The organism is Falsiroseomonas sp., from assembly GCF_041690465.1.
Taxonomy (GTDB): domain Bacteria; phylum Pseudomonadota; class Alphaproteobacteria; order Acetobacterales; family Acetobacteraceae; genus Falsiroseomonas.
Genome location: NZ_JAWLHG010000013.1, coordinates 36,117 through 50,881, shown reverse-complemented (window position 1 = coordinate 50,881; position 14,765 = coordinate 36,117). Strand labels below are relative to the sequence as shown.

The 14,765-nt window shown below is 74.1% G+C and carries 15 protein-coding genes; 8 read left to right on the top strand and 7 right to left on the bottom strand.

Features of this window, described 5'->3' with window-relative positions; all coding sequences use genetic code 11:
- Positions 1-205 precede the first annotated feature (205 nt).
- From ACESM1_RS14585 to ACESM1_RS14570, 4 genes are all read left to right on the top strand, one after another.
- The gene (locus tag ACESM1_RS14585; protein ID WP_372621197.1) at positions 206-1,075 is read left to right on the top strand and encodes a metal ABC transporter solute-binding protein, Zn/Mn family; all 870 of its coding nucleotides are present in this window, start codon (positions 206-208) and stop codon (positions 1,073-1,075) included.
- 145 nt (positions 1,076-1,220) lie between these two features.
- Positions 1,221-1,982, top strand: coding sequence for a metal ABC transporter ATP-binding protein (locus ACESM1_RS14580; RefSeq protein WP_372621195.1), 762 nt, complete (start codon positions 1,221-1,223; stop codon positions 1,980-1,982).
- Positions 1,979-3,271 carry a metal ABC transporter permease gene (locus tag ACESM1_RS14575; protein WP_372621193.1) on the top strand — a complete coding sequence of 431 codons (1,293 nt, stop codon included), beginning with the start codon at positions 1,979-1,981 and terminating at the stop codon, positions 3,269-3,271. Before ACESM1_RS14580 ends, ACESM1_RS14575 begins: the two co-directional genes overlap by 4 nt.
- A 73-nt stretch (positions 3,272-3,344) precedes the next feature.
- Complete coding sequence (locus tag ACESM1_RS14570; protein ID WP_372621192.1) at positions 3,345-4,295, top strand: metal ABC transporter permease; 951 nt, start codon at positions 3,345-3,347, stop codon at positions 4,293-4,295.
- Here the strand turns inward: ACESM1_RS14570 and ACESM1_RS14565 are convergent.
- The 4 genes from ACESM1_RS14565 to ACESM1_RS14550 form a co-directional block, all read right to left on the bottom strand.
- A complete protein-coding gene (locus ACESM1_RS14565) occupies positions 4,240-4,932 on the bottom strand; it encodes a class I SAM-dependent methyltransferase (RefSeq protein WP_372621190.1) in 693 nt (230 codons plus the stop codon). The two genes, ACESM1_RS14570 and ACESM1_RS14565, sit on opposite strands and share 56 nt — an antisense overlap.
- An 85-nt stretch (positions 4,933-5,017) precedes the next feature.
- Positions 5,018-5,908 (bottom strand): DMT family transporter, encoded by an 891-nt coding sequence (locus tag ACESM1_RS14560; protein WP_372621188.1) that lies wholly within the window; start codon positions 5,906-5,908, stop codon positions 5,018-5,020.
- 51 nt (positions 5,909-5,959) lie between these two features.
- Positions 5,960-6,085 (bottom strand): hypothetical protein, encoded by a 126-nt coding sequence (locus ACESM1_RS14555; RefSeq protein WP_372621187.1) that lies wholly within the window; start codon positions 6,083-6,085, stop codon positions 5,960-5,962.
- Entirely contained in the window at positions 6,078-6,686 is a 609-nt protein-coding gene (locus ACESM1_RS14550; RefSeq protein WP_372621186.1) for a YqgE/AlgH family protein, read from the bottom strand. The genes ACESM1_RS14555 and ACESM1_RS14550 overlap by 8 nt, the downstream gene beginning before the upstream one ends.
- 160 nt (positions 6,687-6,846) lie before the next feature.
- On the opposite strand from ACESM1_RS14550, the gene ACESM1_RS14545 reads away from it, so the two are divergent.
- From ACESM1_RS14545 to ACESM1_RS14530, 4 genes are all read left to right on the top strand, one after another.
- Complete coding sequence (locus ACESM1_RS14545) at positions 6,847-7,329, top strand: peroxiredoxin (protein WP_372621184.1); 483 nt, start codon at positions 6,847-6,849, stop codon at positions 7,327-7,329.
- 65 nt (positions 7,330-7,394) lie between these two features.
- Positions 7,395-7,676, top strand: a complete 282-nt coding sequence (locus ACESM1_RS14540) for a hypothetical protein (RefSeq protein WP_372621182.1) — start codon at positions 7,395-7,397, stop codon at positions 7,674-7,676.
- Positions 7,677-7,748: 72 nt separating this feature from the next.
- The gene (locus tag ACESM1_RS14535; protein ID WP_372621181.1) at positions 7,749-8,795 is read left to right on the top strand and encodes an Acg family FMN-binding oxidoreductase; all 1,047 of its coding nucleotides are present in this window, start codon (positions 7,749-7,751) and stop codon (positions 8,793-8,795) included.
- 202 nt (positions 8,796-8,997) lie between these two features.
- Positions 8,998-12,858 carry a PAS domain-containing protein gene (locus ACESM1_RS14530; RefSeq protein WP_372621179.1) on the top strand — a complete coding sequence of 1,287 codons (3,861 nt, stop codon included), beginning with the start codon at positions 8,998-9,000 and terminating at the stop codon, positions 12,856-12,858.
- Positions 12,859-12,905: 47 nt separating this feature from the next.
- On the opposite strand, the gene obgE is transcribed toward ACESM1_RS14530, so the two are convergent.
- The 3 genes from obgE to rplU form a co-directional block, all read right to left on the bottom strand.
- Positions 12,906-13,910: a GTPase ObgE gene (gene obgE, locus ACESM1_RS14525; protein ID WP_372621177.1), complete on the bottom strand. Its 1,005-nt coding sequence runs from the start codon at positions 13,908-13,910 to the stop codon at positions 12,906-12,908.
- Between the two features lie 73 nt (positions 13,911-13,983).
- The gene (gene rpmA / locus ACESM1_RS14520; RefSeq protein ID WP_372621176.1) at positions 13,984-14,253 is read right to left on the bottom strand and encodes a 50S ribosomal protein L27; all 270 of its coding nucleotides are present in this window, start codon (positions 14,251-14,253) and stop codon (positions 13,984-13,986) included.
- A gap of 31 nt (positions 14,254-14,284) precedes the next feature.
- Positions 14,285-14,602, bottom strand: a complete 318-nt coding sequence (rplU, locus tag ACESM1_RS14515; protein ID WP_372621175.1) for a 50S ribosomal protein L21 — start codon at positions 14,600-14,602, stop codon at positions 14,285-14,287.
- Between the last annotated feature and the right edge of the window lie 163 nt (positions 14,603-14,765).

Below are 14,765 nucleotides of genomic sequence, written 5' to 3'. Positions count from 1 at the left end.
CAGCGATCCGCCCAACCTGCGCACAACAGAGAAGTTATTGAAAAAACAGGGAATATCTGAACATATGAACAGGGATAACGTCTCGACACTCCTACATGTAAACACTCCTTCATCTGTCCGGCGCCGCGCCCTGCTCGGCGCCCTCGCTGCGGCCCTGCCCCTGCCCGCCCTGGCCCAGGCGGGCCGTGGCGGCGCGCCGCGCAGCGTGATCGCCACCGTTGGCATGGTCGGCGACGTGGTGCGGGAGGTTTCGGGCGGGCGTGTCAGGGCCGAGACGCTGATCGGCGAGGGCGTGGACCCGCACCTGTTCCGGCCGACCCGCGCCGACATCGCCAAGCTGCTCGGCGCCGACGCGGTGTTCGGCAACGGCCACCGCCTGGAAGGCCGGATGGGCGACGTGCTGGAGCGCGTGCGCCAATCCGGCAAGGTGGTGGTGCTGCTGGCGGAATCGCTGCCGCGCGAGAAGCTGCGCGCCAACCCTGACTATCCCGACGCCGCCGACCCGCATGTCTGGATGGACCCGGCGCTCTGGTCCGAGGCCGCCGGCGCGGCGGAGGCCGCACTCGGCCGGCTCGTCCCGGAGTCGCGCGAGGTCTTCGCCGGCAATCTGGCGCGCTTCCGCGAACGGCTCGCCCGGCTCGACGCCTACGCGAAGGAGGCGATCGCGACGGTGCCCGACAATGCACGCGTGCTGGTCACCGCGCATGACGCCTTCGCCTATTTCGGCGCGCGCTACGGGCTGGAGGTCGAGAGCATCCAGGGCCTCTCCACCGAGGCGGAGGCCAATCTCGCGGCGATCGAGGAGCTGGTCGGCAAGCTGGTGCGCCAGCGCGTGCCGGCGGTCTTCGCCGAGACCTCGGTGCCGGACCGCGCGGTGCGCGCGCTGATCGAGGGCGCCGCGGCGCGCGGCCACCAGGTGGCACTCGGCGGCAACCTGTTCTCCGACGCGATGGGCCGGCCCGGCACCTATGAGGGCACCTATGAAGGGATGATCGACCACAATGTCACCACCATCGTCCGCGCTCTCGGCGGCCAGGCGCCGGCGCGCGGGCTGAACGGGAGGTTGTCGTCGTGACCGCATCCGATGATCGGAGGGCGGAGCCGCCAAAGGCGGCGAGCACCGGAGATCTGAGTCGGATGCGCCAGATTGCATCCGGTGATCGGAGGGCGGAGCCGCCGAAGGCGGCGAGCACCGGAGATCTGAAGCGGATGCACCAAGCATGACCCCGCCTGCCCCGCTCTCGGTCAGCCACCTGACCGTCGCCTATGGCGAGCGCCCGGCCGTGTGGGACGTCACCTGGGCGGCGCCGCCGGGCCTGACGGCGATCGTCGGGCCGAACGGGGCGGGGAAGTCCACGCTGCTCAAGGCCGCGCTCGGCCTGGTGCCGGCGCTCTCGGGCGAGGTGCGCTTCTTCGGCCGGCCGCTCGAGGAGGCGCGCGACCGCGTCGGCTACCTGCCGCAGCGCGCCAGCGTGGACTGGGACTTCCCGGCCACCGCGCTCGACGTAGTGTGCATGGCCCGCTACCCGCGGATGCGCTGGTGGGGAATGATGCCCCGCCGGCACAAGGAAGCCGCACGGGCGGCGCTCGCCCAGGTCGGCATGGAAGCCTTCGCCGACCGCCAGATCGGCAAGCTCTCCGGCGGCCAGCAGCAGCGCGTCTTCCTCGCGCGCGCCCTGGCGCAGGATGCCGAGCTTGTGCTGATGGACGAGCCCTTCGCGGCGGTGGACGCGGCGACCGAGGAGGCGATCGTCGGCGTGCTGCGCGGCCTGGCGGCGAAGGGGCGGCATGTGGTGGCGGTGCATCACGACCTCGGCACGGTGCCGGAGTATTTCTCCTCCGTGCTGCTGCTGAATGCGCGGGTGTTCGCGGCCGGGCCGGTGAAGGAGGTGTTCACCACGCAGAACATCGGCGCGACCTATGGCGCGCGGCTGGCGCTGCTCGAGGAATCGCGCGTCGGCGCCGAGGCGAGCGGGGCATGATCCCCTACAACACCGCGGTCGTGCTGCTGGGCTGCGCACTGCTGGGCGTCGCCGCCGGCACCGTCGGCACCTTCGCGCTGCTGCGCGGGCGGGCGCTGGTGGCGGATGCAGTCGGGCATGCGGCGCTGCCCGGCGTGGCGGTCGCCGCGCTGATCGTCGCGCTGGTCGGCGGCGATCCACGCGCGCTGCCGCCGCTGCTGGCCGGCGCGGCGGTCGCCGGGCTGCTCGGCGTGCTGGCGGTGCAGGCGCTGACCCGCACCACGCGCATCCGCGAGGATGCGGCGATCGCCATCGTGCTCTCCTCCTTCTACGCGCTTGGCGCGGCGCTGCTGTCCTGGCTGCAGACGCTGCCGGGGGCGGCGCAGGCGGGCTTGTCCAAGTTCATCCTTGGCCAGGCGGCGGCGATGCGGGCGGAGGATGCGATGATCGCGGCCGGCGTCGCGGCGGTTTCGCTCGCGCTGGTGCTGGCGGCCTTCCAGCGGCTGCGCGCGGTGGCCTTCGATGCCGATTTCGCCCGCGTCATGGGGCTTCGCACGGACCGCAGCGACCTGCTGCTGCTCGGGCTGATCGTGCTGGTCTGCGTCAGTGGCCTGCAGGCGGTGGGGCTGATCCTGGTGGTGGCGCTGCTGGTGCTGCCGGCTGCCACCGCGCGGCTGGTGACCCATCGCCTGCCGCGCATGCTGGCCATCGCGGCCACCGCCGGCGGCATCGCCGGCGCGACGGGCGCCTGGCTCTCGGCGCTGCGGCCGGAGGTGCCGACGGGTGCCGCGGTGGTGCTGGTCGCCGCCTGCTTCTTCACCCTGGCGCTGCTGCTGGCGCCGGAGCGCGGGCTGCTCGCGCGGCTGGCGATGCTGACGCGCCGCCGCCTCTCGGCCGACACCGAGCATTTCCTGCGCGCCGCCTGGGAAGCGCAGGAGGCCGCCGGCGCCGGCCCGGGAACGGCGGGCGACCGCTGGGCGCCGCTCGGCGCGGTAGCGGGCGCGCGTGGCTGGAGCCGGGGCAAGGCGTGGCGCCTGGCCTGGTGGCTCGGGCTGCGCGGCCTGCTCGCGCGCGCCGAGGGACATGTCCATCTGACGCCACGCGGCGCCACCGCGGCGCGGCGCGCGGTGCGGGCGCATCGCGCGGTGGAGCACCACCTGCTGGCGGCCGGCGCGACGGACATCGCCTCGGCCGACCGGCTGGCGGATCTCGTCGAGCACGGGCTGCCACCCGAGATGGCCGCGCGCCTGCTGCCCGAGCCCTCCGCCCTCCCCGCCAGCCCGCATGCGCTCGGCAGAAGGACCAGATGAGCATGAGCAGCATGAGCGGCCAGAACCGAACGACGCGCAACGGAGCGGCCGCCCGCCGCCTGAGGGCGTACACATGACCCTCTCCGATTTCCTCATGCTCGACCTGCCGCCGCTGCTGGCGGCGATCATGGCCGGCACGACCTGCGGCCTGCTCGGCTCCTTCCTGGTGCTGCGGCGCGAGTCGCTGATCGGCGACGCGCTCTCCCATGCGGTGCTGCCGGGCATCGTGCTCGGCTTCGCGGTCACCGGGCTGCGCGCCGGGCTGCCGATGCTGGTCGGCGCGATGCTCGCGGGGCTCGCGGCGGTGGCGCTGATCGCCGTGGTGCAGAAGGTGGCGCGGCTGGATTCCGGGGCGGCGATCGGCGCGGTGTTCACCACCTTCTTCGCCATCGGCCTGGTCCTGCTGGAGGTGACCGGCGCCCGCGCCGTGGACCTCGACCTGGATTGCGTGCTGTTCGGCCAGCTCGAGACGCTGGTCTGGACCGAGGGCCGCTCCGCCGCCGCCCTGCTCGATCCGCAGGCCCTGTCGGCGCTGCCGCGGCAACTCGGGCTGATGGCCGGGGTGGCGCTGGCGGTCGGCGTGACGGTGGCGCTGATCTGGCGGCCGCTGAAGCTGATCTGCTTCGACCCGGCCTATGCGCAGGCGCTCGGCATCCCCGGCCGGCGGATCGAGATCGGCCTGGCGCTGATGGTCGCCGCCGCCGCGGTTGCGGCCTTCGAGGCGGTGGGCTCGATCCTGGTGGTGGCGATGCTGGTCTGCCCGGCGGCGGCGCTGCGGCTGATGACGGACCGCTACAACACGCAGGTGCTGGGCGGCGCGGCGCTGGGCGCGGCGCTGGGCGCCGTCGGCTATGCGCTGGCCGGGCCGGTGCCGGCGGTGCTCGGCATCGACCTGGCGCTGAACGCGGCCGGGGTGATCGGCACGCTGGGCGGGCTGATGGTGGCGGGCGCCGCGCTGTTCGGCGGGCTCAGGCCGCGGCGGCCAGCGCGGCTGCCGGCTGGTTCCGCACCCGCAGCAGGGTGAACAGCCCGGCCGGCTGGCAGGGCTCCATCGCCTCGACCCGGATCTCCTGCGGGTCGAGCAGGTCGCTCAGCGCGAAATCCGGGTGCCAGCCGAGCAGGCGGGCCAGCGGCGCCATGCTGCGCTCCGCCCACCAGCGCAGCCCGGCCTCGGCGGCGAAGTGGTTGACGAACAGCAGGTGCCCGCCGGGACGCACCACGCGCGACATCTCGGCGAACAGCGTCTTGGCGTTGGGCACCACCGAGGCGGTGAACATCGCCACCGCAATATCGAAGCTGTCATCGGCGAAGGCCATGCGCTCGGCGTCCATCTCGCAGAGGCCGACGACATGGGCCAGGCGCTCCTCGCGGACGCGCTCGGCCGCCTTGGCCAGCATCTCGCGCGAGAGGTCCACGCCGATCACCCGCTTCTCCGGCCGGTAGCGTGGCAGGGCGAGGCCGGTGCCGACGCCGACTTCCAGCACGCGGGTGCCGGGCAGGCGGTTGACCTCCTCCACCGCGCGGCGGCGGCCATGGGCGGAGACGCCGCCAAAGACCAGGTCGTAGACGCCGGCCCAGCGCCGATAGGCGTCGCGGACGCCCGCGGCATCGAGCACGGCGCGGGGATGGTGGCGATCGGGGGAATCGGTGCGGATGCTCATTACCCGTGTCCGGCGGCGGCGGATTGGCTAGTGCCTCGCGCCCCCGGGCGCAAGCGCTTCGTGACAATCGGACGTCGGGATCGCGTCAGGATCGTTCCCCTGCGTCGTCCGGGCGGGGCCTTCGCCGCTGCGGCAGCGCCACCAGCACGCCGCCGGCCGCGATCACCCCGGCGCCGAGCAGCGTCCACCCATCCGGCCAGTCGCCGAAGACGAGAACGCCCGCCAACCCGGCCCAGACCAGCTGTGTATAGGACATTGGAGCCAGGATGGAGGCCGGCGCGCGGGCGAAGGCCAGCACCAGGATGGAGTGGCCGGTGGCGCCGATCAGGCCGAGCAGCAGCATCCAGGGCAGGTCGGACAGCGCCGGCGTCACCCAGACGAAGGGCTGGGCGAGGCCGGTCAACGCGCAGGCTGCAAGGCTGGTATGCACGAAGGTCGTGCGTGGATCGTCCACCGTTGCCAGCCGGCGGGTCAGCAGCTGGTAGGCGGTATTGGCCACGGCGGTGACCAGCGGCAGCAGCATCGCCCAGTGCAGCGGCTCGCCGGTGAGGAAGGGCGGGCGCAGTGCCACGAAGACGCCGAGCAGCCCGATCACCACCCCGATCCAGCGGCGTGCCGAGACGTGCTCGCCCAGCCAGAGCGCAGCCAGCGCCACGGTCAGCACCGGGGCGGCGAACATCACCGCGGTGGCATCGGCGAGCGGCACATGGATCAGCGCGACCGAGAGCGCAGCATTCGCCACCGCCAGCGTCGCGCTGCGCAGCGTCTGCAGCCAGGGCGCGCGGGAGCGCCAGGGGACCGATCCGGTGATCAGCCGCAACGCCACCACCACCACCAGGGTGTGGGCCACGAATCGCAGGAACATCAGCTGCGGCACAGGGTAGCTCGCCACCAGCACCTTCAGCAGCGCATCCATGGCGACGAAAAGGGCGAGCGCCACGAGCTGCAGCAGCACGCCCTGGAGGGTGCGGGACATCGGTGCCAGTCTGACAGGCCGCGGCGCCGCGTCCAGCGCGCCCAGCGCGGGTCAGACCGCCATCACCACGGCAGTGCAGGCGGCCCGCCCGGGCAGGCCGAGGCCGCGAACGCGGCCCGCCAGCGCGGCGAGCCGGGGCGGCGGCGCCCGGCGCCTGAGGGCGTGCGTGCTACGCATGCCCGGCCGTCCCGGACAACAAAGCCGGATCCACATGCAGCTTGGCCAGCGCCTCGCGCCACAGCCGGTCGGGCGCGGCGGCGAACAGCAGGCGCTCATCGGCCGGCACCGAGAGCCAGGCATTCTGCTGGATCTCGTTCTCCAGCTGGCCCGGGCCCCAGCCGGCATAGCCGAGGGCGAGGAACCCCTCGCGCGGGCCGCCGCCGCCGGCGATCGCCTTCAGGATGTCCACGCTGGCGGTCAGCGCGACGCCGGGCTGCACCTTCAGGCTGCCCTCGGTCTCCCAGTCGTCGCTGTGCAGCACGAAGCCGCGGCCATTCTCCACCGGGCCGCCCGAGACCAGCCGGATGCGCCGCTGCGGCGGCACCGGGTCGAGGTTGAGCTGCTTCAGCAGCTCCTCGAAGGACAGGCCCTCGAGCGGCTTGTTCAGCACGATTCCCATCGCCCCGTCGCCGGAGTGCGCGCAGAGGCAGATCACCGCACGGGCGAAGCGCGGGTCCTGCATCGCCGGCATGGCGACGAGCAACTGGCCGGTGAGCCAGCCCTCGCGGGGGTCGATGCCAGCACTTGCGGGGATGGGCTTTGGCGTTTTCCTGGCCATGGCTTCGAAGATGGCGGCACGACGGTGCCGCTGCAAGAACGGCGCGAGCGCGGCCAGGGTTGCCCGGCCCGTGGGCGACCGGCGGGCGGCCGATGGACGCGGCCGGCCGATCCGCTCTAGATGATGCCGCAACCGACAATATCCGGGGATATCGAAAGCGATGACGATCAAGGTCGGGGACGCGATTCCGTCCGTGAAGATCATGCAGGCCACCGCCGAGGGACCGAAGGAGGTGGACACCGCCGAGCTGTTCCGCGGCAGGACGGTGGTGCTGTTCGGTGTCCCCGGCGCCTTCACGCCGACCTGCTCCGCCAAGCATCTGCCGGGCTTCGTGACCAATGCCGGCGCGCTGAAGGCCAAGGGCGTGGACCTGATCGCCTGCATGGCGGTGAACGACGCCTTCGTGATGGCCGCCTGGGGCAAGGACCAGGGCGTCGGCGAGGATGTCGTGATGCTGGCGGACGGCTCGGCGGCCTTCACCAAGGCGCTCGGCCTGGAGCTGGACCTCACCGCGCGCGGCCTCGGCGTCCGCTGCCAGCGCTTCGCCCTGGTGGCGAAGGACGGCAAGGTCACCCATCTCGGGGTCGAGGCGGCCGGCGCCTTCGAGGTCAGCAAGGCGGAAGCGATCCTCGCTGCACTCTGACACCGCGGATCGGGCGGCGCCGTCGCGCCGCGGACCCGTGCCGGCCTGAGGAGATCCCTTCCCGCATGACCGATCCCGCCCACTTCGCATGGCTCGCCTGGCAGGCCGGCTGGGTGTTCACCCTGCGCAGCGCGCAGCTCTGGGCGGAGCCGGCGGGCGCCGCCACCGCATTGGCGGCGATGGCGGCCGAGAAGCAGCGCGCCTTCGCCGAAGGCGCGCTGGCCGCCGGTCGCGCGGCATTGGCCGGCAGCCGGCCGGAGCTGGTGGCCGCCGCCGCCCTCCGCCCGGCGCACCGCCGCGTGGCTTCCAATCTCCGGCAATTGACCCGCCCCGGCCGACGGGGTTGACCGGGCGCAAGGCCGCCGGCCTGCGGCCTTCGCCATCCTCCACCCCGGGTGCGGCGCGTTTGGGGAGCAGGCATGGACAGCATCCTGATGGATGACCCCTGGGCAGTGGACCCGGCGGGATTTGCCGACTGCCACGGCAGCGGCGCCCGGCTGCGCTTCCTGCTCAACTACGCGGTCCTCGCGCCCTCAGGCCACAACACCCAGCCCTGGCTGTTCCGGCTGCGGGGCGATGATCTGCTGGAGCTGCGGGCCGACCGCTCCCGCGCGCTGCCGGTGGTGGACCCGGCGGACCGCGCCCTGACCATCAGTTGCGGCGCCGCGCTGGCCAATCTTCGCCACGCAGCCGCGGCGCTGGGCGAGGCGTTGGAGGTCACGGTGCTGCCCGATCCCGGCGACCGCGACCTGCTGGCGGCGATCCGCGGTCTCGGACCCTGCCCGGCCGCGCCCGCAAGCGCCCGGCTGCTGCGCGCCATCACCGCGCGCCGCACCACCCGCTTCGCCTTCGCGCCCGACCCGGTGCCCGAACCGCTGCGGGTGGAGGCGATCGCCGCCGCGGAAGAGGCCGGCGCGGCCCGGCTGCACTGGTTCGACGCTCCGGCCCGCCGACACGCGCTGGCGGCGCTGGTCGCGGAAGGCGACCGCATCCAGATGGCCGACCCGGCCTTCCGTCACGAGCTTTCCGCCTGGATGCGCTCGCGCCGGGGGGCCGGGCGGGATGGCTTGTCGGGCGCCGCCTTCGGGATGCCCGACCTGTTCACCTTCGCCGCCGCGCTGGTGGTGCGCACCTTCGACATGGGCGCCGGCCAGGCGGCGAGGGACCAGGAACTGGCCGAGGGCTCGCCGGCGCTGGCGGTGCTGGCAACGCCGGGCGACACGCCGCGCGACTGGATCGCCACCGGCGAGGCGCTGCAGCGCACGCTGCTGGCGGTGACCGCCGGCGGCTTCACCGCCTCCTTCCTCAATCAGTCGATCGAGGTGGCTTCGCTGCGGCCGCGCCTGGCGGCGGAACTCGGCGAGCCGGGCGTGCCGCAGATCCTGCTGCGCATCGGCCGCGGGCCCCGCCCGATCGCCGCGGTGCGCCGCCCAGTGCGGGAAGTACTGCGCGAGGCCGAGGCCTGACCCCTCCGGCGGCGGCCAAGCTGGCCGGCGGCCGCACGCCGTTGTGATCGCTCGCGCGGCCGCGAGTGCGGAGGCGGGGGTCTAGTCTGGCGGGCGGATGGCCGTGCGCGCACCGAAACCCCCGTTTGCTGCCGGTCACGCCGAGGCCCGCAATGGCGCGGACGCGACCGGCATCGAGCCGCCGCGACCCGGGCCCCGGCACATGTCGCCGCCGGCTGTCGTCACCGGCGGCCCGCAAGGGGGCAGGCTGGCCACGCTGTTGCTCGGCTTGGCGCTGGGCGTGCTGCTGCCGCTCCTCCTGCTGTCGGGCGCGGCCGCGTGGCAGGCAGCCCGGAGTCAGCAGCAGGCGTCCGAGGGGCGCCTGAGTGATACCGCGCGGGCGCTCGCCCTGGCGGTGGACCGCGAGATCGCCGGGCTGAGTGGCGCGATGCAGGCCTTCGCCACCTCGCCCGTCTTCCTGCCGGACCCCGAGGCGGCCGATCCCCAGCCCATCGCCGCGCAGGCGCGCCGCGTCTCGGAGCGGCTGGGCACCCCGGTCGGCCTGGTGGACCGCGAGGGTCGGCTGGTGATGACCACGCTGCGCCCGCTCGGCACCGGCCGTCCGCCAGTGCGGGCGCGCGAGCTGGTGGACCGGGTCTTCGCCACCGGCGAGCCGGCCATCGGCAACCTGGCCGCCGGCGCCGCCTCGGGGCGCCTGGTCGCGGGCATCGGCGTGCCGGTACAGGGCGCCGACGGTCGCGTGGCGCTGATGGCCGCGGCCTCGCTCGAGGCGGAACGGCTGCACCGGCTGCTCGCGGCACAGAGCCTGCCGCAAGGGGTCATTGCCGCGGTCAGCGATGCGCGCAACGTGCTGGTGGCGCGCTCCGATGCGTTGCACGACAGCCTCGCCGGCCGCCCGCTGGCACCCGAGAACGTGCCGCGATTCACCGGGCGGGAGGACGGGCTGTTCCGCGCCGTCGGGCTGGACGGCGTTGCCCGCGTCTATGCCTTTCACGCGGTGCCCTCGGCACCCGGCTGGCGGCTGTTCGTGGGCGCACCCGCTTCGGTGCTCGCCGCCGCATGGCAGGGGCCGCTGATCAACCTGGCGATCGGCGGCGTCTTGGCCCTGCTGCTCGGCGGCTGGCTGGCACTGGTCGCCGCGCGCCGCATCCTCCGGCCGGTGCACCGGCTGCGCGAGCATGCGCTGGCTGTCGCGACCGGGAAGGGCCAGGGCGGGGCCGCCGCCCTGCCGGCCGCCGACGTCGCCGAACTCGAACAGCTCCGCCGTGGCTTCGCCGCCGCCGAGGATGCGCTGCGCAGCCGTGAGGCCGAACTCGCCGGCGTGCTGGAGGCGACCGGCGACGGGGTGCTGGTGCTCGCCCCCGATTGGCGCGTCGCCTTCGTCAACGGCCGCGGTGCGGCGCTTCTCGGCGTGGGCGACGACCTGCGCGGCCGGGTGCTGTGGGACGCCTTCCCGAACGCCGCCGGCGGGCCGTTCTGGGACGCCTGCCGCCGCTGCATGGCGGAGCGTGTGACCGTCACCGCCGATGCCTTCCATCCCCGCCTCGGCCGCCACCTGCATGGCGAATGCCGCGCCCGCCCGGATGGCGGGATCGTGGTGTTCTTCCGCGACGTGACCGCGGAGCGGGCGGCGGCGGCGAGGCTGGCCGAAAGCGAGGCGCGCTTCCGCGCCATGGCCGACAACATCCCCCAGCTCGCCTGGATGGCCCGGCCGGATGGCTGGATCTTCTGGTTCAACCGCCGCTGGCACGACTACACCGGCGCCACGCCGGAGGAGATGGAAGGCTGGGGCTGGCGCTCGGTGCACCACCCCGACCATGTGGACGGCGTCGTCGCCCGCCTCGCCCGCGCCTTCGCCAGCGGCGAACCCTGGGAGGATACCTTCCCGATGCGTGGCCGGGACGGCGCCTATCGCTGGTTCCTCTCCCGCGCCCTGCCGGTTCGCAACGAGGCCGGGCGCATCATGCTCTGGTTCGGCACCAGCACCGACGTGACCGAGCAGCGCGCCGCCGAGGCGGCGCTGCGCGCGAACGAGGTGCGACTGCGGCTCGCGCTCGATGCCGCCGGGCTCGGCAGCTGGGAGCTCGACCTGCAAAGCGGCACGATGGCGCGGGCCGGCCGCGTGGTGAAGCCGCGGCCCGACCTGCCGCTCTCCGGCTACACGCTGGAGGACTACTTCCGCGTCGCCGTGCATCCCGAGGATGCCGCGCGCGTCCGCGCCACCTTCAAAGCGGTGGCTGGTGGCACCAGGACGCATTACCGCATCGAGTACCGCGTGCGCCGGGCGGACGGCAATGGCTGGCTCTGGATGGAATCCTACGGCGGCGTGGTGGAGCGCGATGCGGAGAGCGGCCGGCCGCTGCGGATCGGCGGCGTCTCGCGCGATGTCACCGAGCGCCGGGCGGCGAACGCGGCCCTGGCGGAGAGCGAGGCGCGGCTGCGCCTGGCGCTCGCGGCCGGCAATGTCGGCACCTTCGCCTGGAACCTGCGCAGCGGCCGCCTGGTCTGGGACGAGCGGATGCGGGCGCTCTGGGGCCTGCCGGCGGGCGTGGCGCCCTCGCGCGCCGCGTTCCGGGCCGGCCTGCCGCCGGAGGAGCTGGAGCGCGCCGCCGCCGCCTTTGCCGCCGCACTCGACCCGGCCGGCGGCGGGCGCTTCGAGCTGGAGCTCCGCGTGGTCGGCCGGGCCGACGGGGTGGAGCGGCATGTCGCCGCGCAGGGAAAGGTGGAGTTCGAGGCCGGCCGCGCGGTGCGCATGATCGGCACGCTGATCGACGTCACGCCGATGCGCCGCGCCGCGCAGGTGCTGGAGCGCGAGGCCGAGCAGCTCGAAGCCCTCGCCGAGCAGCGCGGCCGGGCGCTGGCCGCGAGCCAGGCGCGGCTGGCCGAGGCGGCACGGATGGAGGCGCTCGGCCGTCTCGCCGGCGGCATCGCGCACGACTTCAACAACGTGCTGCAGGCGGTGCAGGGCGGCTTGCGGCTGGCGGAGAAGCGTCTGGCCGACGACCCTGCCGCGGCCAGGCGCTTCGTCGCCCTGGCCGGCGAGGCCGCGGCGCGTGGCGCCGCGGTGACCGCGCGGCTGCTCTCCTTCGCCCGCCGCGGCGCGCTGCAGGCCGAGGCGGTGCCGCCCGCGCCGCTGCTGGAAAGCCTGGCCGAGATGCTGCGCCATGCGCTCGGCCCCGCCGTCACGCTGCGGGTGGAGGCGCCGCCGGGGCTGCCCCCGCTCTGGGCCGATCGCGGCCAGCTGGAGGCGGTGCTGGTCAACCTGGCGAACAATGCGCGTGACGCCATGCCGCAAGGCGGCGAGATCCGGTTCCGCGCCGATCCGGTGCGCGATGGCGCGACGCTGGCGGCGGCCGGGCTCGCGCCGGGCGACTGGGTGAGGCTATCCGTGTCGGATGCCGGCGAGGGCATGTCGCCCGAGGTGCTCGCGCGCGTCACCGAACCCTTCTTCACCACCAAGCCACGCGGCCAGGGCACGGGGCTGGGCCTGGCGATGGCGCGCGGCTTCGCCGAGCAGTCGGGCGGCGCGCTGACCATCCGCAGCGCGCCCGGCCAGGGCACCACGGTCGCGCTCATCCTGCCGCAGGCACCGCCCTCGCCGGTCACGCCGGGAGCCGGGGCGCGGCCGGCCGCCCGATCCGTCGAACCGGCCTGCGCCACCGACCTGCCCGCGACCGTGCTGCTGGCGGAGGACGAGCCGGAGGTGCGGGAGATCCTGATGGCGGAGCTCGGCGACCGCGGCTTCGTGGTGACCGCCGCCGGCAGCGGCCCGGCGGCGCTCGCCCTGCTGGACCGCGGGTTGCACCCCGATGCGCTGGTCACCGACCTGGCCATGCCGGGCGGGCTGGACGGGCTCGGCCTGGTCGAGGAGGCCCGCCGGCGCCTGCCGCGCCTGCCAGCCGTGCTGGTCACCGGCCATGCCGCCGAGGCGCTGCCCGAGCAGCTCGATTCGGTCGAGCGCGGCGGCCCCTTCGCCCTGGTGCGCAAGCCCGCCGGCGCGGAGGTGGTGGCGGAGCGGCTGGGCCGGGTGCTCCGGCAGGCCAGGGCGCCGGCGGTCGGGTAGAGAGGCGCGCCCGAAAGCGCGGGCCCGCTCTACAGGCAACCGGCGCGCTATCGGGCGCGCCGCGCTTCCGCGATGATGGCGGCGAGCGCGCGCAGCACCTCCGGCACGCCCTCGCCGGTGGCGCCGGAAACCAGCAGCACCGGCTTCCCGGCGGCGCGCGACAGCGCCTTCAGCCGCGAGGTGCGGGCCTGCGGCGTCATCGCATCGGCCTTGTTCAGCGCGACGATCTCCGGCTTGTCGGCCAGGCCGCCGCCATAGCCTTCCAGCTCCGCGCGAATGGTGGCGTAGGTGCCGGCAGGGTCGGGCTGGGTGCCGTCCACGAGGTGCAGCAGCACGGCGCAGCGCTCGACATGGCCGAGGAAGCGGTCGCCGAGGCCAGCGCCCTCATGCGCGCCCTCGATCAGTCCCGGGATGTCGGCCAGGACGAATTCGGTGTTGGCATCGGGCCGGACCACGCCGAGCTGGGGATGCAGCGTGGTGAAGGGGTAGTCGGCGATCTTCGGCCGCGCGGCGGAGACCGCGGCGAGGAAGGTGGACTTCCCCGCATTCGGCAGCCCGACCAGCCCGGCATCGGCGATCAGCTTCAGGCGCAGCCAGACCGAGCGTTCCTCGCCCGGCCAGCCCTTGTCGGCGCGGCGCGGCGCGCGGTTGGTCGAGGTCTTGTAGTGCGCATTGCCGCGGCCGCCATCGCCGCCGCGGCAGAGCACAACCCGCTGCCCGGCCTCGGTGAGGTCGGCGAGCAGCGTCTCCCGGTCGTCGGCCAGGATCTGGGTGCCGACCGGCACCTTGAGCACCACGTCCTCCGAGGCCGCGCCGGTGCGGTCCGAGCCGGCGCCGTTGCCACCCTTCCGGGCGCGGAAATGCTGGGCGTAGCGGTAGTCGATGAGGGTGTTGAGCCCCTCCACCGCCTCGGCGACCACGTCGCCGCCCTTGCCGCCATTGCCGCCATCCGGCCCGCCGAACTCGATGTACTTCTCGCGCCGGAAGGCGACGACGCCGTCGCCGCCGTCGCCGGCCTTGAGATGGACCTTTGCCTCGTCGAGGAATTTCATGGCGTTGGTCCCTCCAGAAACGCAAAACGGGGGCCGTGGGGGCCCCCGTCCCGCATCCTCTCGGAGAGGAGGCTTATTCGGCGGCGGCCGGCAGCGGCACGACGGAGACGTGCACGCGGCCTTCGGCCTTGCGCTCGAACTTCACCTGCCCGTCCACGGCGGCGTGGATGGAGTGGGTGCGGCCGACCAGCACGTTGGTGCCCGGGCGCATCTTGGTGCCGCGCTGGGTGACGATGATGTTGCCGGCCTTCACGACCTGCCCGCCCGAGCGCTTCACGCCGAGGCGCTTGCCGGCGGTGTCGCGCCCGTTGCGCGAGGAGCCGCCTGCCTTCTTGTGTGCCATGGTGGGGGTGCTCTCTCTCAGCTCTGCTGCGTCAGGCTGCCGCGATCTCGGCGATCTTCAGCACGGTCTGGTGCTGGCGGTGGCCGTTCTTCCGGCGGCTGTTCTGCCGGCGGCGCTTCTTGAAGATGATCACCTTGTCGCCGCGCGACTGCTCGACCACCGTCGCGGTGACGCGGGCGCCTGGCACGGTCGGCGCGCCGAGTGTCAGGCCGCCCTCGGTGCTGATCGCCAGCACGTCGTGGAAGGTGATGGTGGCGCCCGGCTCGGCCTCGAGCTTCTCGACGGTGAGCACGGCGTCGGGGGTGACGCGGTACTGCTTCCCGCCGGTGCGGATCACTGCGTAGGTCATGGTCGCGCTCGGGCTTTCGGGGTCCGGTGCTTCTGAATCGTATGGGCATGGAGCGCCCGGTGGTCGGTGGCGGCGCCCGCCCCGCCCTGCCAGAGCTACCCTGGCCAGCGGGTCAAACGCCACCGCCGGCGGCCGCAGGGCCTGCCGGAGGGAGGGGCGTATA